At 41.3% G+C, this 26784-nt stretch carries 24 protein-coding genes; 9 read left to right on the top strand and 15 right to left on the bottom strand.

From position 1 onward, the window contains the following. Positions 1 to 27 precede the first annotated feature (27 nt). Together ACPBEH_RS00470 and ACPBEH_RS00465 are read left to right on the top strand one after the other, a co-directional pair. Positions 28 to 708, top strand: coding sequence for a VIT1/CCC1 transporter family protein (locus tag ACPBEH_RS00470; protein ID WP_424349330.1), 681 nt, complete (start codon positions 28 to 30; stop codon positions 706 to 708). 60 nt (positions 709 to 768) lie between these two features. After that, entirely contained in the window at positions 769 to 1476 is a 708-nt protein-coding gene (locus tag ACPBEH_RS00465; protein ID WP_424349329.1) for a VIT1/CCC1 transporter family protein, read from the top strand. Between the two features lie 56 nt (positions 1477 to 1532). Here the strand turns inward: ACPBEH_RS00465 and ACPBEH_RS00460 are convergent, their stop codons facing one another. Genes ACPBEH_RS00460 through ACPBEH_RS00440 form a run of 5 tightly spaced genes read right to left on the bottom strand, consistent with a single transcriptional unit; the run spans position 1533 to position 6593 of the window. Next, entirely contained in the window at positions 1533 to 2141 is a 609-nt protein-coding gene (locus ACPBEH_RS00460; RefSeq protein ID WP_424349328.1) for an SGNH/GDSL hydrolase family protein, read from the bottom strand. Continuing rightward, positions 2138 to 2938 carry a ChbG/HpnK family deacetylase gene (locus ACPBEH_RS00455; protein WP_424349327.1) on the bottom strand — a complete coding sequence of 267 codons (801 nt, stop codon included), beginning with the start codon at positions 2936 to 2938 and terminating at the stop codon, positions 2138 to 2140. The genes ACPBEH_RS00460 and ACPBEH_RS00455 overlap by 4 nt, the downstream gene beginning before the upstream one ends. Positions 2939 to 2946: 8 nt before the next feature. Further along, the gene (locus tag ACPBEH_RS00450) at positions 2947 to 3438 is read right to left on the bottom strand and encodes a PTS sugar transporter subunit IIA (RefSeq protein WP_424349326.1); all 492 of its coding nucleotides are present in this window, start codon (positions 3436 to 3438) and stop codon (positions 2947 to 2949) included. 13 nt (positions 3439 to 3451) lie between these two features. After that, on the bottom strand, positions 3452 to 5101 hold the full coding sequence (locus tag ACPBEH_RS00445; RefSeq protein ID WP_424349325.1) for an alpha,alpha-phosphotrehalase: 1650 nt from the start codon (positions 5099 to 5101) through the stop codon (positions 3452 to 3454). Between the two features lie 13 nt (positions 5102 to 5114). Next, the gene (locus ACPBEH_RS00440; protein WP_424349324.1) at positions 5115 to 6593 is read right to left on the bottom strand and encodes a PTS transporter subunit EIIC; all 1479 of its coding nucleotides are present in this window, start codon (positions 6591 to 6593) and stop codon (positions 5115 to 5117) included. Positions 6594 to 6766: 173 nt separating this feature from the next. Between ACPBEH_RS00440 and treR the strand changes: the two genes are divergently transcribed. Continuing rightward, complete coding sequence (gene treR, locus ACPBEH_RS00435) at positions 6767 to 7480, top strand: trehalose operon repressor (protein WP_424349323.1); 714 nt, start codon at positions 6767 to 6769, stop codon at positions 7478 to 7480. Between the two features lie 63 nt (positions 7481 to 7543). On the opposite strand, the gene ACPBEH_RS00430 is transcribed toward treR, so the two are convergent. The 4 genes from ACPBEH_RS00430 to ACPBEH_RS00415 form a co-directional block, all read right to left on the bottom strand. Beyond that, the gene (locus tag ACPBEH_RS00430) at positions 7544 to 7981 is read right to left on the bottom strand and encodes a hypothetical protein (protein ID WP_424349322.1); all 438 of its coding nucleotides are present in this window, start codon (positions 7979 to 7981) and stop codon (positions 7544 to 7546) included. Positions 7982 to 8084: 103 nt separating this feature from the next. Continuing rightward, a complete protein-coding gene (locus ACPBEH_RS00425; RefSeq protein WP_424349321.1) occupies positions 8085 to 10628 on the bottom strand; it encodes a YfhO family protein in 2544 nt (847 codons plus the stop codon). Between the two features lie 165 nt (positions 10629 to 10793). Beyond that, entirely contained in the window at positions 10794 to 11660 is an 867-nt protein-coding gene (locus tag ACPBEH_RS00420) for a GRP family sugar transporter (RefSeq protein ID WP_011374902.1), read from the bottom strand. A 288-nt stretch (positions 11661 to 11948) separates the two neighbouring features. Next, positions 11949 to 12557, bottom strand: coding sequence for a VanZ family protein (locus tag ACPBEH_RS00415; RefSeq protein ID WP_424349320.1), 609 nt, complete (start codon positions 12555 to 12557; stop codon positions 11949 to 11951). A gap of 212 nt (positions 12558 to 12769) precedes the next feature. On the opposite strand from ACPBEH_RS00415, the gene ACPBEH_RS00410 reads away from it, so the two are divergent. Next, a complete protein-coding gene (locus ACPBEH_RS00410) occupies positions 12770 to 13828 on the top strand; it encodes a glycosyltransferase (protein ID WP_424349319.1) in 1059 nt (352 codons plus the stop codon). A 91-nt stretch (positions 13829 to 13919) separates the two neighbouring features. Further along, positions 13920 to 16109 carry an LTA synthase family protein gene (locus ACPBEH_RS00405; RefSeq protein ID WP_424349318.1) on the top strand — a complete coding sequence of 730 codons (2190 nt, stop codon included), beginning with the start codon at positions 13920 to 13922 and terminating at the stop codon, positions 16107 to 16109. 48 nt (positions 16110 to 16157) lie between these two features. Here ACPBEH_RS00405 and ACPBEH_RS00400 read toward each other — a convergent pair whose 3' ends face one another. From ACPBEH_RS00400 to ACPBEH_RS00390, 3 genes are all read right to left on the bottom strand, one after another. After that, a complete protein-coding gene (locus tag ACPBEH_RS00400; protein WP_424349317.1) occupies positions 16158 to 16619 on the bottom strand; it encodes a hypothetical protein in 462 nt (153 codons plus the stop codon). Continuing rightward, positions 16613 to 17365: a hypothetical protein gene (locus ACPBEH_RS00395; RefSeq protein WP_424349316.1), complete on the bottom strand. Its 753-nt coding sequence runs from the start codon at positions 17363 to 17365 to the stop codon at positions 16613 to 16615. The genes ACPBEH_RS00400 and ACPBEH_RS00395 overlap by 7 nt, the downstream gene beginning before the upstream one ends. 117 nt (positions 17366 to 17482) lie before the next feature. Beyond that, entirely contained in the window at positions 17483 to 18841 is a 1359-nt protein-coding gene (locus tag ACPBEH_RS00390; RefSeq protein ID WP_424349315.1) for a cytosine permease, read from the bottom strand. A 210-nt stretch (positions 18842 to 19051) separates the two neighbouring features. On the opposite strand from ACPBEH_RS00390, the gene codA reads away from it, so the two are divergent. Further along, positions 19052 to 20287, top strand: coding sequence for a cytosine deaminase (codA, locus tag ACPBEH_RS00385; protein ID WP_424349314.1), 1236 nt, complete (start codon positions 19052 to 19054; stop codon positions 20285 to 20287). A 50-nt stretch (positions 20288 to 20337) separates the two neighbouring features. On the opposite strand, the gene ACPBEH_RS00380 is transcribed toward codA, so the two are convergent. Then, positions 20338 to 21774, bottom strand: coding sequence for an ATP-binding protein (locus tag ACPBEH_RS00380; protein ID WP_424349313.1), 1437 nt, complete (start codon positions 21772 to 21774; stop codon positions 20338 to 20340). Beyond that, positions 21774 to 22514, bottom strand: a complete 741-nt coding sequence (locus ACPBEH_RS00375) for a winged helix-turn-helix domain-containing protein (protein ID WP_424349312.1) — start codon at positions 22512 to 22514, stop codon at positions 21774 to 21776. Before ACPBEH_RS00375 ends, ACPBEH_RS00380 begins: the two co-directional genes overlap by 1 nt. Before the next feature lie 285 nt (positions 22515 to 22799). On the opposite strand from ACPBEH_RS00375, the gene ACPBEH_RS00370 reads away from it, so the two are divergent. The 3 genes from ACPBEH_RS00370 to ACPBEH_RS00360 all read left to right on the top strand — a co-directional run bounded on the left by ACPBEH_RS00370 (position 22800) and on the right by ACPBEH_RS00360 (position 25458). Next, on the top strand, positions 22800 to 23027 hold the full coding sequence (locus tag ACPBEH_RS00370; protein ID WP_011374914.1) for a hypothetical protein: 228 nt from the start codon (positions 22800 to 22802) through the stop codon (positions 23025 to 23027). 134 nt (positions 23028 to 23161) lie between these two features. Continuing rightward, positions 23162 to 23926 (top strand): Cof-type HAD-IIB family hydrolase, encoded by a 765-nt coding sequence (locus ACPBEH_RS00365; protein ID WP_424349311.1) that lies wholly within the window; start codon positions 23162 to 23164, stop codon positions 23924 to 23926. A 140-nt stretch (positions 23927 to 24066) separates the two neighbouring features. After that, on the top strand, positions 24067 to 25458 hold the full coding sequence (locus ACPBEH_RS00360; RefSeq protein WP_424349310.1) for an amino acid permease: 1392 nt from the start codon (positions 24067 to 24069) through the stop codon (positions 25456 to 25458). 60 nt (positions 25459 to 25518) lie between these two features. Here ACPBEH_RS00360 and dnaJ read toward each other — a convergent pair whose 3' ends face one another. Continuing rightward, a complete protein-coding gene (dnaJ, locus tag ACPBEH_RS00355) occupies positions 25519 to 26670 on the bottom strand; it encodes a molecular chaperone DnaJ (RefSeq protein ID WP_424349309.1) in 1152 nt (383 codons plus the stop codon). Positions 26671 to 26784 lie beyond the last annotated feature (114 nt).

Raw genomic sequence — 26784 nt, 5'->3', positions numbered from 1 at the left:
GTAATAAAGGTTATTGGAGGCTTCATTGTGACTAAGAAATTATCTCTTGCTCAAAAAATTAATGTTATGCGGGCTAGTGTGATGGGTGCCAACGACGGCATTCTTTCCGTTGCTGGTATTGTAATTGGGGTTGCCGGTGCCACTAGCAATCACTTCGCCATTTTTATCTCAGGGATTGCCGGTATGTTAGCCGGTACTATCTCAATGGCAATGGGCGAATACGTTTCGGTCAGCACGCAAAAAGATGCGCAAGAAATGGCAATTTTCAATACACAACTCAATCTCAAAAGTAATTATGAATCACAAAGCGCCTTTGTCCGTCAAAAATACATTAAAACGGGTATTGCCCCAGAATTAGCGACGAAAGCCACCCAAGAAATGATGACGGCTGATCCCCTAACAACTGTTATCCGAGAAAAATACGGCTTTTTACCCAACGCTTTCACGAATCCTTACGCAGCTGCGATTGCCTCATTTATTTCATTTCCGATTGGCTCTATTTTGCCACTAGCAGCAATTACCCTTTTCCCTAATCGTATTAGCGTTATCGCAACTATCATCGCGGTGATGATTGCCCTAGCCATTACTGGTTATAGTGCCGCTGCCCTCGGTAAAGCCAATCGGCCCAAAGCCATTATTAGAAACGTTATCTCTGGTTTATTAACAATGATTGTCACTTACGCAATTGGAACACTGTTCAAACAATAAACGCTTGCCTAGCTGATTTTTAAAACACACAATTATTTTTTCTCGAAAGGATCCTTTTCTATGTCGATTTCAAAAACAACTGCCCCTTCAGTTGAAAAGCCCCACCAAACAATGGAAGAAAAAATGAATACATTACGGGCTGGTGTTTTAGGTTCCAATGACGGGATTTTAACCGTCGTTGGCGTACTTTTTAGTGTTGCCGCCGCCACAACTAATAATTTCACGATTTTTATCGCTGGCTTAGCAGACCTACTAGCCTGTGCCTTTTCAATGGCCGCTGGCGAATATGCCTCCGTTAGTTCTCAAAGCGATACTGAAAAGGCCGCCGTTGCTATTGAACAGCAACGCTTAATTCATGATAAGGAAGGCCAAATCAAAGAGGTGCAATCCTTCTACGAATCAAAAGGCGTTACACCAGAAACCTCACTAGCGATTGCCAAAGATCTCATGTCGAAAAAACCTTTAGCGACCATCGTCAACGTTAAATACGATTTAGAACTCGGCCATTATATGAATCCTTGGGCAGCAGCCTTTGCTTCTCTTTTCTCCGCAGCCTTCGGTGGTGTTTTCCCACTATTTGCTATGATCATTCTCCCTGAAGCCTACAAAATGGCGGGGACCATCATCGCCGTTACTGTGGCGGTTTCTATTACAGCTTACATCAGTGCTAAATTGGGTGATGGCAAGGTCAAAGTCTCAATTATTCGAAACATTCTAATCGGTCTAGTCACCATGGCTATTCATTACGGTATCGGCCAACTCTTCTAAATTTAAATAACTAAAAAAGCCTTGGCACAAAAGTGATTTTTGTGCCAAGGCTTTTTTTAATGATTAATTTTATTTATCAGAAACCGGGCAATCTTTTCATGACCGGCATCATTGGGATGCAAGCTATCGAGACTAAAGGCTTCTGCTTGTTGCGCATCGGCAAAAGATAATGCCTTTTGATTAAAGAGACTGATGTGCCGAATGCCTAGTAATTCGGTGACTTGGACAATTGCCTTTTCATAATCGACTTGGCGATAACCGCTTTGATTGATAGCTGGGAAAAAATCCGTTCCAATTTTGACATGCGATATAAAATAAATCGTTGCTTGCGGATAATGTTTACTAATCTGACCGAGCATCTGTTGCAACGCGCCATAAAAAGTCACGGTTGTTTGGTCGCTAAGTTGGCCTAACGGGACATCGCGACCAAAATCATTGATACCAGCATAGATTAATAATAAATCTGTTTCAGTTGGTATCTGTTGCCAGCGATTGACCATTGGATCGTACGGTTGGGCAATCGTTGAGCCGGAAATACCGAGATTGGTGGTCTTAGGAATCGCTAACCAGTCCGCCAACCATTGGTAATACCATTGATGCGCATAGTGGTTTCGTTGATCGGTGATACTATCTCCTAAAACCGTTAAATGTTGATACTGCCTCACCTGTCATTCACTCCTATTACCGGATAGTCAATTAATTGCCAGCCGTTTTTTTGCCAATAAGCCGTACTTTGTAACGTTTTTAGCGTTTCCAACTCAAGCAGGCGGTTAGTCGTTAAACTACTTTTTTGCCTTAAAACACTAGATAAATACCCGACATGACTTAAAATAACCGGTAACACCGCTTGGTCAACTAACGATAATTGGTGGTGAATATCAGCGGGTGTTAAGTATGGCCCTTGTTGCGCCGTGATTAATGCACCAGTCGTTTTGACCGTGCTCTTTTGCCACAAATCTTGATAGGCTATTTGCTGTTTTTGCGGTAACTTAGTGACTTCATGACGTAGCGGGACATGATAAGTCTCAGCCAATTCAAGCACTACCGCATAAATGGCAGGCGTTAAAGTGGCGATAAAATGATGAGAAGTCAGATGAGTCAATTTTAAACCGCTCGCTAAAAAGCAATCGATCTGAGCTTGAAATTCACGTCTGACCTCGTTGATATCAAGTTCTTGCGCACGTGCTTGCAAATTGGCATAGCTCGCCAGTCGGCCAGTTGTCGTCACCAAACTGGGGAGACTTTGTGGCTCACAAATTGGTACATCCTTGTCGAGTACGAGATGGAGGCCCATCCCCTGAATCCCCATTTGCTGGGCCAAAACCGCACTTTCTGCAAAAGCTGGTGACGTGACTTGCGCATTAGTTGCCGAGAGCAACCCGCGCTTTAACCCCAATATAATCGCGCGTGAAATCGGGACAGTCATCCCGAAATCATCGGATTCAATAATAATTGCGCGCATATAACACCTTATTCCGCCATTAAATCGAACTGACCAATGACACTATCCGTCGTCACTGCTGCTGGTAGCGGTTCGGTTGGTGTGAATGTCGCATTGCTGCTGACGACCATGATTGTATTGGCTTTATCCGCTGCTTTTAGCTGTGCCCAGTCGATTGTCACCAGTGGTTCGCCAGCTTTTACTTTAAAATCAGCTTCCACTTGCATTTCAAACGGTGCACCTTGTAATTCAACTGTATCAATTCCCATGTGAATCAAGACTTCGACACCTTGTTTCGTTTTAATCAAGATCGCATGTTTGGTTGGAAAAATTGAACTAACCACGCCATCAACTGGCGCATTAATCGTATTCGTCATTTCGTCCGGCACGATGGCAAAACCATCACCAACTGCCTTGCTAGCAAATACTTCGTCCGTTACTTTTTCGATTGGTAAATAGTGACCTGTGACTGGCGCTGTTAGTTGGCCCGCAGGTGCTTTTTTCATAAATTTAAACATCATTCTTATCCTCTTTTCATTCAACTTCTAACATAACGGCTTCATATGGTCGCAATATGATTTGGTCGGCCGTTAATTGGTGGTCTGGATAATTACTCATCATCACCGCTTTAACGGCTGCGTTAGCGCGTTGTTGTGTTTGATCTGTAAAGTTTGCGATCACACGGACTTTTTTATCACCTAACTGTCGTTGATAAGTATAAACCGCTTCATCTTCCGGTGCCAATAATTGATACTGGCCTTCAATGAGGACTGGTTCAGTCTTACGTAGCGCTACTAATTGTTGGTAAAAGGCAAAGACACTGTCAGGCGCTTGTGCTTTAGTCGCCACCGAATAGTCATCCGCAACAACCGGTTGCAACCAAGGTGTGCCAGTTGTAAAGCCGTGATTAGCTGTCATATCCCATTGCATTGGAATCCGACAATTTTCACGCGATTTTTGTTGCAGGATTTGGATTGCTAAATCTTCACTAATACCATCAGCTAACATTTGATGATATGCGTTAATCGATTCTGCGTCTTGATATTGATCAATCGAAGTGAAATTAGCGTTCTTCATCGCAATTTCTTCCCCTTGATAAATATACGGTGTGCCTTGTAAACCAAATTCAACTAATGCCAATAACTTAGCGGATTGATCCCGATACTGACCGTCGTCTAAAAACCGTGAAATCGCCCGGGGTTGATCGTGGTTTGACCAGAATAGTGCGTTCCAGCCACCGCCCGCTGCCATTTCAGTTTGCCATTGACTTAAAATCCGCTTCAAATCAGATAACCGGTATTGCCCTAGTGTCCACTTTTTACCACCCGTATAATCCACTTTGACGTGGTGAAAGGTAAACGCCATTGAAAGTTCTTCGCGTTCTGGATTCGTATACCGAATCGCTTCTGAAACGGGCGTTGATGATAATTCACCAACTGTCACAAAATTGTTAGGCCCAAAGACACGTTCGTACATTTCATGAATATATTCATGGACGTGCGGCCCATTAGTATAAAAGTTACGGCCATCATCACTTGGTGTTTCAAAGGTATCGTTTGGAAAATCTTTATCCTTCGAAATATTATTGATGACATCTAACCGCAAACCATCAATCCCTAGATCAGCCCAAAATTGCATCATTTGATAGATTTCTTCACGTAATTGCGGATTGCGCCAGTTTAAATCAGGCATCCGCTTCTCATATAAATGTAAGTAATACTGATCTAGCGTAGGGACATACTCCCAAGCACTACCACTAAACTTAGATAACCAATTATTCGGTTCATGACCATCAACTGGATCTCGCCATAAATAATAATCGTGATAAGGATTGTCCTTGCCCTTCAAACTTTCTTGGAACCAACGGTGTTGGTCTGAGGTATGGTTGACCACCATATCCATCATAATTTTAATCCCACGTTGATGGGCCTCTTTCAAGAGACGCTCAAAATCAGCTAAATCCCCAAAAATCGGATCGATTTGATAGTAGTCCGCAATATCATACCCATTGTCGCGACCTGGCGAGACATACATCGGTGTTAGCCAGATTAATTCAATCCCCAAATCTTGTAAATAATCTAAGCGTTGGATAATCCCGTTAATATCACCGATACCATCACCATTTGAATCTTGAAAACTCCGTGGATAAATTTGATAAACTGTTGCTTTTTGCCACCATTTCATATGATTCTCTCTCCTATGCCGTTACTTTTTTAGTCGTACCTGGTTTTTGTGGTTTAGCCATTCCTTGCCCTTCTTGCATTTGGTCGTTATAACCCCAAACATAAGTGACGATGAATGGCACAATTGTTGCAACCGCTGAAGCAGCAATGAAAATCCAGAGGTTTGATAAATCTGCTGGGTGTTTTGGATCCAAGAATGATGCAAACCCAATCCATGAACCGGCAAAACCAAACATATTACCATGTAATAAGCCGCTGACAAAACCACCAGCTGCTGAACCGATTAAGCCAGAGATGAAAACCCGTTTGTATTTCAAGTTAATCCCGTAAATAGCGGGTTCTGTTACCCCACAGAAAGCTGAAATTGCACCAGCAAATGATAATTCTTTTAAAGCTGTTTTCCGAGTTTTAATCGCAACTGCTAATACAGCAGCCCCTTGGGCAACCATTGTTGTGCTTAAAATAGCGTTTAAATAACTGTGTCCCGAAGTGGCCACGTCGTTGGCAATGATCGGTAAAATCCCCCAATGAAGACCGAAGATAACGAGCACTTGATAGAAGCCGCCGATTAATAGACCGGATAACCAACCACTCTTTAAGAGTAAGAATTGAATCCCAAATGCTAAGCCGTTTGATAACCAAATAATAGCTGGACCTGTAATATAAAGTGTAATGGCTGCAACAACGGCGATTACAATTAGTGGTGTAAAGATAATTTGTAAGTAGCCTGGTAACCAATTCTTAACCCATTTTGTTAATCTAGCGACCAACCATGCTGCTAAAATCATTGGGAAAATTGAGTACGTATAGTTCACCATTGGGAAGTTTAACGAACCAATCTCAAGAAGTGATTTACCGTTTAAAGCGACTAATGAGGGATGGACTAAAACGCCCCCGATAACCGCTGTTAAGACTGGATCGCCTTTTAATTTCTTAGCGGCTGTAAACCCAACTAACATTGGTAAGAAGTAAAAGACAGAATCGCCCATCGCACTTAAAATGATGTAAAATTCACTCTTTTGACTGACTACCGCGCCTAATTGCGGCATCGTTAACATTGCCAATACACCTTTTAAAATCCCGCCGGCGGCCAAAATGCCAACGATGGGACTCATCGCACCAGTGATAACACCGATCAGTTCACTAAAAGCGTCTTTCACACGTCCCCATGGTGTTAGGTTTTGTTTTCGTTTAGTAGTTGCCACCACTTTAGCTGTTTCATCTTCATCGGCAAAGTCTTCACCAATTTCAGCAATCACAGCGTCATAAACGGCTGTGACCTGATTACCGATCACAACTTGATATTGCCCAGATGCTTTTTGCACATTAATAACGCCATCCAAAGCTTTGATCGTTTCTGTTTGTGCTTTTGATTCATCTTTTAAATAAAACCGAAGCCGTGTAATACAGTGAATCAAACTATCAATATTCTCTTTGCCCCCGACACCGGCAACGATTGCTTTCGCGAGTTGTGAATAATCTTTTTGTGCCATATTAAATCCTCCCTTAATTTCTTTTTGTAAAAGCGCTTTCTATTTATGAATTCATCATACAACATGTATAGACAAGTTGTCAATGAACTTTTTTTAACCGTTTTCAAATGCCTCTTGCAACTTTAGTCATTAATTTATATGATGGAACTAATCAAACGATTGAGGTTTAGTTTATGTCGAAAAAATACGAAACAATCTACCGCGAATTGGTCCATAAAATTACGAATCAAGTTTACCCAGCCAATTCATTTTTACCAAGTGAGAACGAACTCGCAACAGCTTATGGCACTTCGCGCGAAACCGTCCGTAAAGCCCTTGCTAGTCTTTTAGAAAACGGCTTCATCCACAAAATCAAGGGGAAAGGTTCTTTAGTCCTCGATTTCGATAAATACGCCTTCCCAATTTCTGGCTTAACCAGTTACCGTGAACTCGATAGCCTCTTTGAAATGCACACGCAAACGACGGTCTTACAACTCCAAAAAACAACCGTCCCACAAGCGCCTTTTCATTTAGACCCTACCGAGATCCTACCCGCAACCTATATTCAACGGTTGCGGACCGTTGAGGGTGAACCAATTGTTATCGACAACGATTACGTTCTAACCAGCGTTGTCCCAGAAATCTCGCGGACAATCGCCCAAGATTCGCTTTATCACTACTTTGAACAAGAATTAGGCCTGACCATCGGCTATGGGAATAAGGAATTCACCGTCGTCCCTGCAACTGAGGAACAATGTGCCATTTTAAAACTAGCGCCTAATAGTGCTGTAGTCAGTGTTAAAGGCATTACTCACTTACAGGACAATACCCTAATTCAATTTACCGAATCCATTCATCGGGCTGATAAATTTAAATTCATTGAACACGCCCGCCGCCAATCAATTTAGAACAATCGTAATATAAAAGGAGGGACCGATTTTACCATTGGTCCCTCCTTTTTGATGACGCCACTAACTGTTTAGTGCACCAATGCTATTTAAGAGTTGATTTAATTTTAGTCGTTGCTGCTTTTGAATCGTTCGACATTGGTTTAATTGTTGTTCCAGTTCTGATTCCTCAGTCAACCGCATCGCATTGACAAAGTCCTTTGCCGCAGTGACATAATGGTTAATAACCTGCTGTAATTGTTCATGTAACGCGCCAAATTCTGCCGGTGGTTGAATACGCGCAATTTGGTCGACAAACCGGTCAAGCACCGTCAGATTCTGTTTAGAATAGCGATTAAGTAACTGTAAATTTTCATCGACCAAGCCTTTACCGCGCATAATATTCTTACTCGTTTGAGCGTATTCGCTAAAAACTGTTTCAAAGACAATAAACCGTTCTAAAAATCGATTCCATTGGATGATATAAGCTTGTGCTGATAACTGAATTGTTGGTTGTAACATCCTAATCGCCTCCTTGACTATACTTTAAATCTTATTGTTAGTATAATCATATAACGTTGGCAATCATTCTGTCAAAGATAGTGTACTTGTTCACATTCGCTGTTTAGGACCTGGCGCGCCAGCGCACCCTCCCCACTATTATTAACCAAATTAAGAGCGTTCCTAAACTAATGAATTGACCTAGCATTAATCCGGGTGCCCGATACCGTAACTGTATCTGATTGGCACCCCGCTTTAATGGCACAGCTAGCATATTAGCCATTACCTTTTTAGGTTTAATCGTTTGACCATTGACCTTAGCTTGCCACCCTGTATCATACGGTATACTGAGATATAGTAATTGATTAGCGGCAGTCGTTTTAATTTTACCCGTCACATGTCCATTATTTTCCCACAAAGCAGTCGTCGTTAACTTTTGCCGTTTCAGCTGTTGAACAGCCTGATCGAACCGTGCCTGATTAAGCGTTGCAACTTGAAAATGATTAATGTTCTGTCGTTTAGGACTAATCACCGTCAAACGCAGTGGCTGTCCCTTATGTGAGTCCTCAAGTGGCACAATTGCTGCGCTGTTCACTCTAATCGGCGTTTTCTTTTTACGGCCATTAACGAATAATTTAATATGTGTTAGATTTTGATGTGGTAAATATAAATAGGTTGGACCCACAGTGTCTCTTGGAATTGATAACGTATAGCGATAACGACGCGTTTTAACCTCCTGGCGAACTGTTTGAATGCGATGAATAGTGTAAAAAGGCTGATCAGTGTTCACCATTGCTTGCAACAATCGATTTTGGTTGTCAAATGGGCGATGCTTTTTCAAAGTAACATGTGCTAATTGCGGATTAACCGCAAAGCCCAAACCAAGCGTTTGGTGTCGTTGAATAACCGTTTGCTGGTTTTTCTGTTGTAAATCATAGCGATTGGCAAATAATAAATCCGTAATCGCCGTATGACCAACACCATTGATTCGCCGGACGTTCTTACTGTAAAAACCGAGGTCCACTAACATACTACGCATTTGTTCATCCAAAGTTGACGAATAATTATTCAACGTATATTGCCCAAATAATAACGCATCATTGTAACCATAATAAGGTTCGTGATATGCCGATTTTAATAAAATTGACTGATTATTGACACGGTAAAAATCATTATCCTTTTCACTGAGTTGTTCATACAGCGCAGCTTGACGTTGATATTGTTGCGCATATTGTTTTTGATAACCCAATGGTATTTTATGCGTCATTAATTGAAAATTAGTAACTAACTCGCCAAAAGAGATCAGAACGACACCCGTCATTAATAATTTTTGATAGCGACGGTTAGTTTGCCCCCAATAATAAAATAATAACCCGAGAAATATTGTGTAGCCAATTAACAACCACCAAGGCTGTTGCGCAATCTGTGGATATTGACTACCGTGTAATTTTAATTGGCCAATCACTAATAAGATACCAACTAGTACAATGGTCCAACCCTTAGCCTTTTTATTTTGTCCCCGTACTAAACTTGCCTCATAAGCAATCTTAATTAAGACAAACGAGAATAAGTAAGCATTTCGATAGGGAAAACCTTCTGGTTGCTGGAACATATGCCAAACTGTATTAAAAGTTGTTACCCAAAAACTAAGCGCTAAACTAATCACTAAAAAGCCATTAGCATACTTCGCCTGTTTTCTAATTTGCGGCAGCATAAAGTATAAAACAGCAAATAATAACGCCAATGTGCCCACAAAGAGTGTTGGTTCATGTGTTAATCGTTGCGTATAGCGACTAGCGCCCACCTGAAATTGGGTCAGCACTTCCCACCCAAATTGCGGTGTGGGGTAAAAGCTAGTCATCGCAATCGTCTTTTTACCTGTCTTCAACATGCCCAGTAACGCTGGTAGTAAGATAGCCGCACTTAATCCGCCGACAATCAATGATGACCACATAAACTGCCAGATGACTTGTGCTTGTTGCCGTAATAAGTGGCCCCATTTTTGCTGTGGTTGCCGTTGCTTAATCACAAGACTAATCATATATAAAACGGCAAATAAGCATGTCATGTAACCCAAATAATAATTGGTTAAAATTGAAACCGTCAACGTCACAATGTAAAATGTCGGCTTTTTAACTGAAAATAAGCGTTCAAGGCCGATGACAATCAGTGGCACTAGGATTAAAGCGTCTAACCACATCAAATTATAAAAATTCATTGCCACAAAACCGCACAAACTATAAGCCGTTGAAAAAATGAGCGCGGTATAATGATACGTCGTTGTTCGTGTTCTCAAAAAATAACTCATTGTCACGCCCATCGTACAAATCTTAAGTGCAATAACATAACTCACGATAACTGGTAACTGACTATTTGAGCCTAGCAGTAGCAGCAGGTTAAACGGACTAATTAGATAATAAGCTGCCAGCGGAACTAAATTACCCCCTAATGATAATGAAAACGAGTAGGCACTAAAGTTAAGGTGCGCCACTTGTCGCTTAAATTCAGCTAAAAAGGGCATGTACTGGGTTCCTAAATCGCTAAACAATAAATTGTGATTACCAAAAGGCACTAATCCCATAATTGCAAAACCGATTAAGACCAATACTAATGGCAACCCGAAACTGAGTCCATAATAGCTGATTGCCTGCTTATGTTTTGTTTGCATCAATTTTCAACCCTCTCTTATTTGAAACCCTCTCTAAGCATAGCATGCTAATTAGCCAAAACACCATCAAACAACTATGCCGATTTGATGACACATTTAGCAAATAAAAAAGCAGACTACTACCCGTCATTAAGGTATCAGTCTGCTTTTTGATTAATATTAAGATTATTTCATCATTCCAAGTGTCACGCCACCAACAATGACTAATAAACAGCCAAGTGTGACATACACCATTTCTTTTTTCGTTTTACGTTCACCCAAGAGGTAGATACTACCAATTGTTGAAATGATAATCCCACATTGTGAAAGTGAATAACTGATGGCAAGACCGATATCTGACATTGAAATCAACATGAACAAGTTTCCTAAGCCCCACAATAGACCAGTGACAATGTTCAAACCTGTTTTCTTATCAAAGACTGCTTTACCAATACCAACGCCAGCAAAGATGGCAGCGCCGATAAACATCCCAATCGCTTGCGGTAAGACGATTGTGGTTGCACTAATTCCTGACCAGTTAACAATGATTGTGTAACCACCATAACCGATTGTTGAAAGGATCAAGGCCCGGAAGCCACGTGCAAATTGTGTATCTTCTTTAGCAGCTAAGCTACTCTTAGGATCTTTCATTGATGTTAACGTTGCACCAGCGATTAAAATCACTAATGCTGTAATCCCGAAGATATAATCATGAGTTGTTTTCCATTCGTGGAATAACAAGGCGCCCGCTAAAGTGTTTACAATCAATTGCATCCCTGTTGATAATGGGACGGTTTTTGAAACACCCATCGCTTGCATTGATTGGAATTGTTGTCCTTGACCAATGCTCCAGAATAATCCGGAAATGACACCGATTACCATGATGAATAAATCGATTTTAGGTTGAATAACTAAAAAGGTACCGATTCCAAAAACTAACGCACCAATTGTCATCCCAAAAGTTTGTTGATAAGCGTTACCACCTAATTTACCACTTACCAATCCGATACTACCCCAAGCAAGTGCTGGGATTAATGCAATTAAAATAGCCATTTTTAAATTCCTCTTCTTCTCTAAAGTACAAGAATCCATTATACAGACAAACACAATCGATTTCTAGAGGGAAAACGGCACCATTAAGCGCCTTCCAAAATGGTCTGTTTATGAAAAAACGACTATACCAACCATGTTAACGGTTACCATTTTTTTGCGTATAGGTTGAATTTTTTTTACTTTTTTTTAGTAAACCCGCTAACCTTTTTTAGTAAACCCATTAACCTATTGTTCTGACGCAATTAAAAAGGTATCAAAGGCCTATCATTTGCCTTTAATACCCTCAATTTAATGTTTTGCAATTCGATAGCCTTTGTATAAACTCACCCCAATAATCGTCCCAAGTGTATTGAAGATTAAATCATCAATATCGGCCATCCCTGTTCCTAAAATAAACTGGGCGGTTTCAATTCCAAATGAAAATAACGCCCCTTCGATAATCGTTAATAGCCAGGTCCCTTTTCGGTCCGTTAATGACCCGCGCAACCACCCAAACGGCATAAACCACAGAATATTACCATAGAAGTTATACCAGTAATCTAGTTGTGCCGGCGCATTTCGTAATTTAAACGTTTCAACAAACGGCGTTAAATTAATTTGCGTTAAAGATCGGTTGACGTATAGGTGCATTTGCCAAGGATAGTAAATATGGCGTAAAACCGTTAACGATAATAGTAGACATAGATAGAAGACAAATATAAAAAGTTTCAATTCATACTTAAATTGAATCCGACGTTTTTTAAGGCCTAGGTACAATAGGCGTAGTCCGATAAAAATAAAACAATACAAAATTGTCTTATCCAAACTCTCTACCGTTAATTTAATTAAAGGCAGATGATTATATTTTGTCCCCCAAGGGAGAATGATGTTGTCATAAAGACCACCTAAAAATAACAAATGATAACCCCACTTATCCGATTGATTTAAGCTATTACGTCATGTGTCCATTATATACACTTTGACGACTAAATGACACATGACACCCCACTAACTAAAGTGAATCTTAAACTTCTAATCAAGATACGCCTAGCGTTGGAGGAGAGATTTAACGAGCTATGCTATAATGGTGTGATTAGTTACCAATATAACGTGTCACAAGGAGCCATTTAATGAAAGTTTTATTGTACTTTGAAAGTGAAAAACTACTCGCTAAATCAGGTATTGGCCGCGCACTAGACCATCAAAAACGTGCGCTAACTGCCATGGGCATCGATTACACACTCGATCCCAACGATACTGATTATGATATCTTACATATTAACACATACGGTTTAAATAGCCGCCGGATGATTAAAAAAGCGCGTCAAGCTGGTAAAAAGGTGATCTATCATGCGCACTCAACCGAAGAGGATTTCCGTAATTCCTTTGTCGGTTCCAATCAACTGGCCCCATTTGTCAAACACCGCCTAATCAGTCTCTACTCAAAGGCAGACCATCTCATCACCCCCACCCTATATTCCAAGGCACTTTTACAAGGGTATGGTCTCCAGGTGCCAATTGCACCCATTTCTAACGGCATTGATCTTGTTAAGTATCAAGCAACGCCGGATAAAGAACAAGCTTTTAGAGCTTATTTCAACTTGAAACCAGATCAAAAGGTAATTATTTGTGTCGGTTTATTCTTCCAACGTAAAGGCTTGCTAGATTTTGTTGAAATTGCTAAGCAATTACCCGAATACACCTTCATTTGGTTTGGTGATGTGCCGATGTACAGCATTCCGCGCAATATTCGCCTGATTGTTAAAAAGGACCATCCTGAAAATGTGCGCTTCCCTGGTTATATCAAAGGTGACATTATCGAAGGCGCTTATGCTAACGCTGATTTATTCTTTTTCCCTTCTTATGAAGAAACAGAAGGGATTGTGGTGCTAGAAGCTCTTGCCAGTCACCAAAAAGTATTGGTGCGCGATATTCCGGTCTACCACGGCTGGCTCAAAGATCAACAAAATTGTTACATGGGTACCGATAATACGCAATTTAAGCGATTGATTCAAGACATCGTTGAACAACGCGTCCCCGACTTAACTGAAGCGGGTTATCAAACCGCTGAATCGAAACAGATTACCGCAATTGGCCATGAATTAGCGGCCGTCTACCAACATGTCTTAAACCCTGATGAATCAAATCCAACCTACACGCAAATCATGCAGCACACTTTAAAACTTTAAGTTTCCGTTTAAATCATGTCATGCACTTTGCGCTGTCTTCATTTGGGCGGTAAAATGAGGCAATGACGCGCTTTAGATTGATTTTGAAAGGATGTTACATTTCTTGAAACTCACAAAAATAAAACAATTTATGGCCTCTAAGCTTGGCTTTTTAAGCCTATTAGTCTTTTTATTTTGGGTTAAAACCCTGTTTGGTTATTTCACCGATTTCAACCTCGCAGCTAGCGATCCGCTCCAAATGGCCATTTTAATCTTCAATCCACTCGCAACTACCTTGCTTGTCTTGGGGATTTTATTGTACATTAAGCAACCGATTATCAGTTATTGGACCGGGCTGGTGATTTACACGGCCAACACGGCCCTTTTGTACTTTAATGTCATCTATTACCGGCAATTCACCGATTACATGACAATTAACACCATTCTCGGTTATTCAAAAGTTTCCGCGGGCCTCAGTAAGAGTTCGTTAGCCCTAATGAACTGGCACGATGCACTCTACTGGCTAGACATTATCGTTTTAGCCGTTTTAATCCTATTGAAAGTTATCAAGATTGATCACCGCCAATTCCCTAAACGGTGGGCATTTAGTATTACATCCCTCGCCGTTTTATTATTCGGCGTTAATCTTGGTTTAAGTGAAATCAGCCGGCCACAGATCCTCTCACGGACTTTTGATCGGAACTATATTGTTAAATACCTCGGTATCGACACCTTTACGGTCTACGATGCCGTTAAAACTACCCAGAATAATCAAGTGCGGGCCCAAGCTGAAAGTTACGACTTAGATCCCGTCTTAGACTTCACTAAGCAACACTACGCCGCGCCTAATGCCGATTATTTCGGTGCTGCTAAGGGTAAAAACGTGATCGTCATTCATCTTGAGAGTTTCCAACAATTCTTAATTGATTTCAAATTTGAAGGTCAAGAAGTGACGCCATTTTTAAATAGTCTCTACCATAATCAAAATACGTTGGCCTTCTCTAACTTCTTCAACCAAGTTGGCCAAGGGAAAACCAGTGATGCCGAAAACATGCTTGAAACTGGTGTATACGGCTTACCACAAGGTTCCGTCTTTACAACGCTTGGTTCCGACAACACCTTCCAAGCAGCGCCTTCAATCCTCAAACAAAATGGCGATTATACCAGCGCTGTTTTCCATGGGAATGTCGGGACGTTCTGGAATCGGAATAACGTTTATAAGAACTTTGGTTACAATTATTTCTTCGATTCTAGCTATTTTAATACAAGTCCTGATAACGTCTTACAATACGGTCTCAAAGATAAACTCCTCTTTGGCCAATCAATTAAATATTTAGAACAATTGCAACAACCGTTCTATTCTAAATTTATTACCGTTACCAACCATTTCCCATTCCCACTACCTAAAACAGATGGTGATTTTCCACGGGCAACAACCGAAAATTCCGCTGTTAACAACTACTTCGCAACCGCTCACTATCTCGATCAATCGCTCGCTGAATTCTTCAATTATTTGAAGAGTTCTGGTCTCTATGATAAATCGATGATTGTGCTATATGGGGATCATTATGGCCTCTCAAACTCCGATAATAAAGCTTTATCTGGCGTTTTAGGTCGCGACTATGATACTTGGACCGATAACGATAACGCTCAATTACAACGAGTCCCTTACATGATTCATATGCCTGGTTTAAAAGGTGGTATTCAAACCCAATATGGTGGCGAAATAGATGCCTTACCAACCATGTTGCATCTATTAGGGATCAATAGCCAAAATTACGTTCAATTTGGAACGGACCTACTTTCCAAGCAACACGATCAAGTTGTCGCCTTCCGAAATCATAACTTCGTGACGCCAGAATATACCGTCCTCGATGGCACCATCTACCAAAATCAAGACGGTACTGAAGTCACCCAACCAACGACTAAATTACAAAAGCAAGTTGCCAAATGGCAAAAGCAGGTCAATCACGAACTTAGTCTTTCTGACTCAGTTAATGAAAAGAACCTCTTGCGCTTTTACACGCCAACCGGCTTCAAACCAGTTGACCCCGCCGATTATAATTATCAAACTGGCTATCAACAACTGGTCGATATCGAAAATAAACTCGGTTCTAAATCAACAAGTATTCTTTCCCAAAACAAGGGCAAATCAACAGTCCCATTATTTAAAACAGATGCCCCTGAGTTAGCGGATGATCAATCTAGTTTAACTGAAATCCCTAAAAGCAAAGCACTAAAAGATAGTGCAGCTACCTCGTCAAGTAGTAGCTCGGAATCCAGTCAATCAACATTAGAATAGTCCCAAATAAAAAGTGCCATTCCGAATTTGGAATGACACTTTTTGTATTTAATGCGTTAATACTTGTTTCTTAAAGCTCTCAAAAACTGATTCTTGTTCTGTTGTAAAAATGATAATCAATTCATTATCGGCCGCAATCTTGCGGACATCGTTTAATAACTGCCGCGCATCTCGGGGAGGTAGTTGATCCAAATAACGCATTAAAACAAAGACCTGTTGCCGATTTGCTAACCCGCGGATAAATTGAATCCAAAACTGATCGATTGGTTTTAAAGCACTTCCCAACGTCGTTCGCACCTTTTTGACATATTGATCAATTAAACTGCTAATGACTGACTGATCAGCATCCTTAGGGAGCAATAGATTATCCCAGCCGGATAAGAACGGTAAGATCTTTGGTTGCGCATAATCAATCGTAAAGGGCTGATTAGGCAGTTGTAAGACTGTCTTTAACAACTCCGGTTGACTGAAATAAATCTGACCGACTTCTAAAGGTTGTTTGTTCAACATACCGACTCACCTCTTAAATATTTTTTCTTAAACCGGCTAACCTGTAAACGACCAATCATCAAAATAGGTACGGCTAAGCTAATGATTGCCTGCCATAATTGGTCAAAAATTTGATTGGTTAATGTTTGTTTAACACTATTGTGCAGTGTCGGGTTCAAAAGAGAATGGCTACTAAAATCCGTTAAATGATTTTTAAAAAGTGGATTGAGCGTTTTAGGCGCTTTTTGCATTCCTTGTAGTGGTTGATGCCAATAATGATTAACGGCTTCTAAGCCCCGCCAGAATGGCTGATTAGCAACTAACAACAACAGACTGACCGTTACGATAGCGAAAAATAGTAAGCAAAGCGCCGTTAAGCCGTAATACAGCGTCACTTTTGTTCGTGTCCAATTGGCACTAAAAAAGGTTTCGATGTCACGCGCCAAAATTTTAAACGCTAACCAGCTAATGATTGCTGTGGTGATGATTCCAATAATAATTAGTAATAGATATGCGGTTTGATACCGCTCTAAGACTGTCTGGTTAGAATGGAGTAATGTCTTTAACGGATGATCCGCTGCGAATTTTTCCTCAGCTGTAAAATTAGCTAACTGACTCTTGAGTTGGGTTAAGTTATGTCGTTCTAACCGAATCAAGCCCAAGATAATTGTCGCCAGGCCTAAAAATAAACAGTCCAATAAATAAATCGCTAGCGACTGCCGCCAATAGTAACGAATATTGGCCGGAATCGATTTTAAGAAAAACATTAACTCACCCCCTTATAGAAACAGTGTAAAGCTAAAGTGTGAAAAATATATGAACTATCTGGTAAAAAATAAAAAAGCCAGTATAAAACGACTTTTATACTGGCTTTCCATAACGATTTAAATCGCTTTTTTAGTTTGTAATTGAACGGCTACGCCATAAAAAAGTGCTGTGATTAACATGGCGATAAAGGTTGCCCCTGTATAGACGTGCACGATTGCGAATTGATTTAAGATTAAATAACTGATAACACCAATCACCCAACTGAATAGTGCCGTTAGATGATAGCCCTTCGTGTACCAGTATGGCCCAGCAATCGTATTGAGCGCATCAACTTGATATTGTCTGCGTCTAATCCAGAAGTAATCCACTAGGAAAATGGCAATCTCTGGTCCTAAGAACATCCCAATACTGTCTAAGAAGGTTTCAAAAGTCGTCAAAAATGACGCAACATAAACTGGAATAAAAGTGACAACCGTTGCCAACAAAGTGACGCACCAGAGTGCTGGCGTTAACTTAAGTTTTGGGAAAATATTAGTGAGCGCCGAACCAGCAGCCATTAAATTAACAGCATTCGCGGTTGTACTGGTAATTACAATCACCAACAAGGCTAAAACGCCGAGTCCTAATTTAGCGGCAATCGTACTTGGATCAGCGTTATTAGGATCAAAATGATTCAACGTAATCGCGGTCGCAATTGTTGCCGTCAAACCGATGAAGGCAAACCAGAATAAGCCGATATTCGCCCCTAGGAATGAATAAACAGTTGCGGCCTTCTTACGCTTGGCAAAACGACTAAAGTCAGCTGCTGCTGTGACCCACGCTAAATTAAAGGCGGCTAAAATATCGATTGCTCGACCGGCTTCAAGACGAAACTTGGCAGCTGGACGCCAAGCCACCAAATCTTTGAACGGTACCATTTTGAAAACAATAATTGATTCCCAAGTCACTAGGATAATCACGAGTATAATCCCAATCCGTTCGATCCAACGAACGGATTTTTCACCTAACGAAATGCTGATAAGATGCAAGATCGACATGATGATAATACCAACGATCAAGCTCAAACGATTCGTGGCAGCATCATTGCCCGACCAGCCCATGATTTCTTTCAAAATAAAGCTCACAGAAGTTGCCGCAATATAGGTATTAACGGCTGCCCAACCGATAAACTGCACGACGTTAATGAGTGACGGTAAGACTGAACCCTTAACGCCAAATGAAGCACGCGTTAAGCCCATTGCACCCACACCGGTTTGATAGCCCATATAAGAAGCAAGTGCTAATAAGACATAGGATAAACAGCCGATGACAATCAACAGTGTAGAGCCTTGAATAAGACCAGTTGCGGCAATAATCCCGCCGATGTACCACGTCCCATTATTAGCGTTGGCACCTATCCAGGTCGCAAATAAATCCCAATCACCCATCGTTCTTTCAGACTTAGCGACTGAGTGAATCGTGTGTTGTTTTGCCATTTTCTCTCCTCCAACTTCGACCATCACAAACAAAAAAGGCCCACTCCAAAACAGAGCGAGGCCATTAAATCCCGATAGTCGCTCCTTTGTCAGCCTCTCTGGACTGCACTTAAAAGGAATTATATTTATAAGCATTGTATTAAACCTACTTGCCAAAGTCAACCCAGTATTGTTATACTCACTATTAAAAAATAGCGAGGATGGATTCAGATGCTTATTCAAAACGTTCATATCGAGAACCAGACAGCTTTAAAATCAATTAGAATTGAAAACGGTCTTATAACAGCGATTGAATCACATCTTGAGCCCCAACAAAATGAAAAAATAATTGACGGTCAACAACAACTAGCGCTCCCACCGTTTGTTGACCCCCACGTTCATCTTGATTCAACACTAACTGCCGGACAACCAGAATGGAATGAATCCGGAACACTTTTTGATGGCATTCGAATCTGGTCCGAGCGTAAGAAAACACTGACACACCAAGATGTTAAAGAACGAGCCCTCAAAGCCCTGAAAATGCAGGCTAGTCACGGCGTCCAATTTGTTCGCTCACACGTTGATGTCACTGATCCTGAATTAGTCGCCCTGAAAGCACTGATTGAGGTCCGCGAAGAAGTGAAAGACTGGATGACATTGCAATTGGTTGCCTTCCCACAAGAAGGGATTCTCTCCTTTCCAAATGGTAAGGCGCTAATGACCAAAGCTGCTCAACTAGGTGTGGATGCCATTGGTGCAATTCCCCATTTCGAGTTCAATCGGGAATACGCTGTCGAATCCTTGAAATTTGCCTTTGAATTAGCGCAAGAATATGATTTATTATTCGATGCGCATACTGATGAAATTGATGATCCTAATTCACGAAGCCTCGAAACAGTCGCCACACTCGCCTTAGAAACTGGCATGAAAGATAAGGTAACAGCTTCACATACAACGGCAATGGGCTGTTACAATGATGCCTACATGTATAAGCTAATGCGCTTATTGAAAATGGCCGATCTTAATTTTATCGCTAACCCCTTGGTCAACTTATTCTTGGGTGGCCGTTTTGATACCTATCCCAAACGCCGCGGCCTCACACGGGTCAAGGAATTAACAGCTAACGGATTGAATGTTGCGTTTGGTGAAGATGACATCCAAGACCCTTGGTACCCTATGGGCGATGGTAACATGTTAGACGTCCTCCATGCCGGTTTACATGCCACTCAAATGATGGGTTATACAGAAATCATGAATGCTTACCGTTTCATTACCCACAATGGCGCTCGGGCAATGCATGTCACTGACCAATACGGTCTTGAAGTTGGGAAACCTGCCCACTTAATCTTAATGGCTAGTGATAATTTCTATAATGCAATTAATCAACGGGCCGCTGTTACGCTATCAATCCACGCTGGTCGTATCATTAGTGAAACACAGCCGGCTACCACTCAGTTATTTATTTAAAAGCTAAAAAAACGCAACCTTATAGGCTGCGTTTTTTGTTTGCGTAGTTATTAATTAGCATCCGTTGTGACTGTTTCATCTGGGAAAGTTAACGTAAAGGTTGTCCCTTGATCCGGTTCACTTTGAACCTCGATGGTCCCATGATGCAATTGGACAAGTTGATGAACAATTGCTAGGCCCAAGCCAGATTCGCCGTATTTTGTGTTCTTTCGGGAAGGATCAGCCTTATAGTAACGTTCCCAAATATTTTTGACTTGTTCAGGGGTCATCCCAATCCCAGTATCACTAACCGTCAGAATGGTTTCGTGGAACCCAGCTTCTGCAGTAACCGTGATCTGACCGTCATTGGTAAATTGGATGGCATTTTGCATGATATTAAACATCACCTGAACAAAGCGGTCGTAGTCGGCATAGATAACCACTTCTTCTTGTGCTTCAAGCACAATGGTATCACCGGCATCCGCCGCTTTTTTCTGAAGTTGTTCTTGAATATTTTGCAACGCTTCTACCGCATTAAATGTTTGTTGATTCAATTTAATTTGGTTTGTTCGAATCTTTTCATAATCCAAGTTCTCATTAACCAAGCGAATTAAGCGATTGGTTTCGTTTTGCATTAATGAAATACTCTTTTCTCGCATTTCTTCTGGGATGGCATCGTAGGCTAAGCCTTCCAATAGCCCCTTGACCGTCGTTAATGGTGTCCGCATTTCGTGTGCAGCATCGGCCATAAACTGACGACGACGATCTTCTTGCCGCTTAATTTCGGCCTCAGATTCATTAAGCGAGTGGACCATTTCGTTAAAGTCGGTCGCCAAATCATCCAGTTCATCCTTACCGGGATTATCGATATGGACATCAAAATCCCCTTCGGCAACCAGATGCGTTGCATTTCGTAAGCGGCTAATCCGATAAATCTGGTAGCGCGCTAGGACGTAACTGAGTAAAATGCCACCAATCGTCGAAAGTAAGAAGGCAATTAATAAATTCTTGCGCATCGTCACTAAGCCCGACTTAACGTTTTTGATAGAGGAACCAACCCCAATAACATAAATCAACTTATCATTATAGAAAACCGGTTTAAAAACGACCAGTTGATCTTGATCATTATTAAACTGACGGGAGTCCTTGCTCATACTGAGTCGTTGGACTTGCCCCTTCTTCAAGTACTTCCAATACTTTTTCTTAACGGAGACGTTCGAGTTAGGCGCTGGGTAGACCATTTCATTTTGCGCATTAAAGAAATTAAAACTAACCCGTTGTTGCGACAGGATGGCTTGACTATCGTCAATAAACTGCTTGGATAGCGTTGCCTGTGAGCCCTGTTTGAACGCTTCACGTTCGATAACTGATGCGTAACCTTCCAACTGATCCCACGTATTATTATAGGCCGTCTTCGTTGAATACTGCGTAAACGCAATCCCGACAATCACGATGGTCGTCATAATAACCCCAAAAAAGGCTAGCATCCACTGATAGATTAGTTTCATTAGTGTTTATTAACCGCTGAATCATCAAATTTGTAGCCAACACCCCAGACCGTCTGGATCACTTGGGGACCAACCTTTTCGATCTTTTGACGGAGTTTTTTAATATGGGCATCGACTGTTCGTTCATCGCCAAAATATTGATAATCCCAAACAAGTTCTAATAACTGTTCACGTGAGAAAACTTGGCGCGGATTTTTCGCTAAAGTCTTCAATAAATCAAATTCTTTGGGCGTAAGATCTAAAATCGGTTCGTCCATTAAATAGGCCTCGCGCGTCTTAGAGCTCATCTTGAAGTGATCTGTTTGCACATCGTAATCAGAATCATCTACTTCTTCAGCTTGCCCATCTTCAGCGACGACTTGTTCGTCTACTAATTCAGCACGGCGATGGAGCGCCTTAATCCGGGCGATCAATGTAATTGGACTAAAAGGTTTCGTCACATAATCATCCGCACCCAATTCGAGCCCTAGGACCTGATCACTCTCTGAATCACGGGCCGTCAACATAATAATCGGCACCACCTTAGATTGTTCACGAATTTTTTGGGCGACTTGCATCCCGTCCATCCCAGGCAAGTTCAAATCTAACGTAATAATATCCCAGCTATCAGGATCAGCACTAAATTGTTCAACTGCTTCATTACCATCATACGCAAAATGGGCATCCCACGCTTCTTTTTGAAAGAACATGCCCATCATTTCAGAGACAGACTTATTATCTTCAACCATTAATATTTTCATTAGAATTCCTTCTCTTTTGTGTGATTATATTCTTATTATACAGTATCTTAACCAATGGCGGATGAATTAAATATGAAGAAGCTATGAAATTTACCATGTTGGATTGACGAATCTTGACACACTTGTTAAAATTAATTTATAATTTAAGTGATTTATACGCAAGTCAAAAATTAATTTCTAACGCTCAACTAGTCTTTTATAAAATTAAATCTCCTGTAAGCTAGGGCTTAACCAATTGGTTAGGCCCTTTTTTTATGACCAAGCGAATTAGAGGAGGTGGTCAACTTGATCGAACACGAAGCACTTTTTTTCAAAAACCTGAAGATTCTTCAAGATTTGAAGTTCATGATTTATGAACGAACGTCACCTGCAATCGATTTTCATTGCTTTGGTATTCTCTATCTCGAAGTTAATCAACAACAGATTGACCTCGCAGCGGAATATCAGGCTTTAAAAAGCGATCATTCATTGGGTGAAATTGCCCAGACAATCATCAATCACTATCAGTTATAGCAGTTTTACTCGGGGGAGTATTAATCAAACACATGAACAATTTAGCCATCTTGTAAACCGGAAGGACGTTTATTTGCATGCATGCTGAAACCATGCTAGCATGGAGTTTATTATGATATTAGGAGGCACTTATTTTGACCTATAAAGGACTTGTATTTTTTGATCTTGACGGGACACTTTACAACGAACACTCTCGCGTGGACCCAGCAGTCGCCATCGCTGTTAAACAACTACGCGCCAACCATTACCTCCCAATCATTTCTACCGGTCGTTCACCACTTGAAATTCAAGAGGCATTAGCAATTACCGGAATTGACTCATTCATCGCATTAAACGGTAGTTACATTCAATTTGAAGGCCAACCGGTTTACCAAGGTACTATTCCAACTAAGACGATTGAACAAGTGGTTACAATTGCTAAAGATGCTGGCGAAGCAGTTGCCTTTTATGATGATCAAGCCATTCGGATTACCAGTGTGACACAAGCAGCTAAAGATGCTTATGCTGAAGTCAACGCACCAGTACCAAGTGTTGATCCAGAATATTACTTAAACCATCCAATTTATATGCTGTTAATTTTGACGAACGACAATGATGCGGCTTATGCAACAGACGATTTAACATTCTATCGGAACACACCTTATTCAATCGATACTGTTGAAAAGAACGGTTCTAAACAAACTGGTATTAAGCGACTACTTGCTTCTCAAGGATTAGAAGACATTCCAACTTATGCTTTTGGTGATGGTCGCAATGACATTCCGATGCTTAGTTACGTCGATTATCCTACAGCCATGGGCAACGGCATTCCAGAAGCTAAGGCCCAAGCTAAATACATCACATCAGCCAACGTAGAAGGTGGCATTATTGAAGGCTTAAGACACTGGGAATTAATCTAAGCTAATGTGACTTAAACACCATTTCATTCATACGGGATGGTGTTTTTTTATTGCTTATCCCTATTGACTGTTTGCTCCTTCACAGCTTACAATAATAACTATTTACTACTAACTAAATAGTTAATCAAAGGAGTCCTATTATGTCCAAACATTCTTTATTTGCTAAAAAGAAAATCGACGCGAGTCAATTTAAAAATGGCTTACTTGAACGAAACTTAACCGCAGTTGGCCTAACTGCAATGGGAGTTGGCGCCGTTGTGGGGGCCGGCATTTTCATCACACCCGGGATTATCGCGGCTAAATATGCTGGACCAGGTGCAATGTTATCTTACCTATTAGCAGCCGTCGTTTGTGCATTGGCAGCCCTTTGTTATTCTGAATTTGCTTCTACCATTCCACTAGCTGGTAGTGCCTATACTTACGTCTACACCGTCTTTGGCGAATTAGTCGCTTGGATTTTAGGCTGGGCACTGGTTTCAGAATATCTATTTGCGGTTGCTTCGGTTGCGGTTAGTTGGTCAGCTTATTTTCAAAATTTAATGGCCGGCTTTGGTCTTCATTTACCAACTGCGCTTTCGGCAGCGTGGGAACCTGGAAAACCAGCTGGTGTTAACTTGATTGCTGGCATTGTCGTTTTAATTGTCGGTTTCTTACTCTCAAATGGTATGCGCGAATCTACTCGGATTAATACCATTATGGTCGGTGTTAAAATCGCCGTCATCGTCATTTTCCTTGGCGTTGCCATTTTCTACGTTAAACCAGCCAACTTCCACCCATTCCTCCCTTATGGTGCCTCAGGTGTCTTATCTGGTGCCGCCCTGGCCTTTTACGCTTATATTGGGTTCGACGCTGTTTCAACGGCCTCTGAAGAAGTTATTAACCCCCAACGTGATATGCCAATCGGGATTATCGCTTCATTGTTGATTGCTTCATTATTATATGCCGCTGTCGCAACAGTATTAGTGGGGGTTGTCCACTATACAAAACTAAATGTTGGTGATCCGGTCGCATTCGCATTACAATTGATGCACCAAAACTGGGTGGCCGGCATTATCTCGTTAGGTGCCGTCGCTGGGATGACAACCGTTTTACTCGTGATGACTTACGGTGGAACACGTTTAATCTTCGCAATGAGTCGTGATGGTTTATTACCGGCCGTCTTTGCCAAGATTAATCCTAAAACACACGTACCAGTTGCCAATACTTGGATTTTTGCAGTCGTTACCAGTGTTGTGGCCGCCATCGTGCCGCTTGATAAAATTGCCGAATTGGTTAATATCGGTACCCTCTTTGCCTTTGCAACTGTTTCATTAGGCGTGATTTTCTTAAGAAGAATTCCAAACTACAATGAGTTGCCTCAAGGCTTCAAAGTACCGCTCTATCCTATCGTGCCAATCCTCTCATGCATCCTCTGCGTCCTCTTAATGACGCAACTGCAAATAACAACTTGGATTGTCTTTGTCATCTGGCTCGTTATCGGATTGGTGATTTACTTTAGTTATAGCTATCACCATAGTCAACAAAGAATGTAAGGTATTAAAAAAAGCCGTCTACTAAGAAACTAATTAGTAGACGGCTTTTTTAATGTACTTTTATTTTTTATGTTTTTTATTCAAAATCTTGTCGAACAAGTTATTGTCTTGTGGGTTAACTGAGTCACCACTAGCCACCGCAAATGCTTTTAAGGCATCACGTTGTTTACTGTTTAAGGTCTTTGGTGTTACAACATTGACTGTCACTTTTTGATCACCGTTGCCTGTGCCGTGAAGTTTAGGCGCACCCTTACCACGTAGACGGAAAACAGTGTTCGTTTGTGTGCCAGCAGGAATCTTCAACTTAACTGGGCCATGGACCGTGTTAACTTCGATTTCATCCCCTAAAGCGGCTTGGACGAATGAAATTGGCACTTCAACAAAAATTTGAGCGCCATCACGTTCGAACTCATCACTAGGTGCAACGCGGAAGACGATAAATAGATCCCCATAAGGGCCACCATTTGAACCGGCTTCACCTTGTCCTTGAAGACGCATTTGTTGGCCATCTTCAACACCAGCAGGGACTTTCACCTTAACGGTGTGACGTTCTTCTTCGCGACCTGTCCCATGACAAGTATCACATTTTGACTTAATTTCCTTACCAGTCCCACCACAGACATCACATGTTTCGCGTGACATCATACGGCCAAGTGGTGTTTGACGTTCCACTTGGATTTGACCAGCACCGTGACATTTATGACACGTTTCAGCACTTGTGCCAGGCTTAGCACCTGAACCGTGACAAGTATGACATTCGGCTTCACGGCTGTAAGAAATCTTCGTTTCCTTACCAAAGATAGCTTCTTCAAACTTCAAGTCCATCCGATATTGTAAATCAGAACCTTGACGTGGGCCATTAGGTTGTTGACGAGCCCCGCCACCGAAAAATGAACTGAAGATATCGTCGAATCCGCCGAAACCTTCTGCGCCACCGCCAAAACCACCAAAGCCTTGCCCAGCACCAGCGCCGCCACCAAAACCACCATTCATGCCGGCATGACCATATTGATCATAGGCTGCTCGTTTTTGAGGATCGCTTAATGCTTCGTATGCTTCAGTTACTTCTTTAAATTTTGCTTCTGCATCAGGTGCTTTATTGATATCTGGATGATATTTTTTAGAAAGTTTACGATAGGCTTTTTTAATCTCATCGTCAGAAGCGTCGCGTCCGACACCTAAGACGTCGTAATAATCTCTTTTTTCAGCCATTGTGGGCCTCCATTCATTTACTTACGGGTTAAATCTACCCTAACAAGAATAGCATAACTGATTGATTAAAAAAAGCCAAAGCCCTAGACCATACTAGGTTTTGGCTTTTTTTAA

Source organism: Latilactobacillus parasakei (genome assembly GCF_049674265.1).
Lineage (GTDB): Bacteria > Bacillota > Bacilli > Lactobacillales > Lactobacillaceae > Latilactobacillus > Latilactobacillus sakei.
Note: the sequence above shows the minus strand (reverse complement) of the source record. Positions and strands in the feature narration are given on the sequence as shown.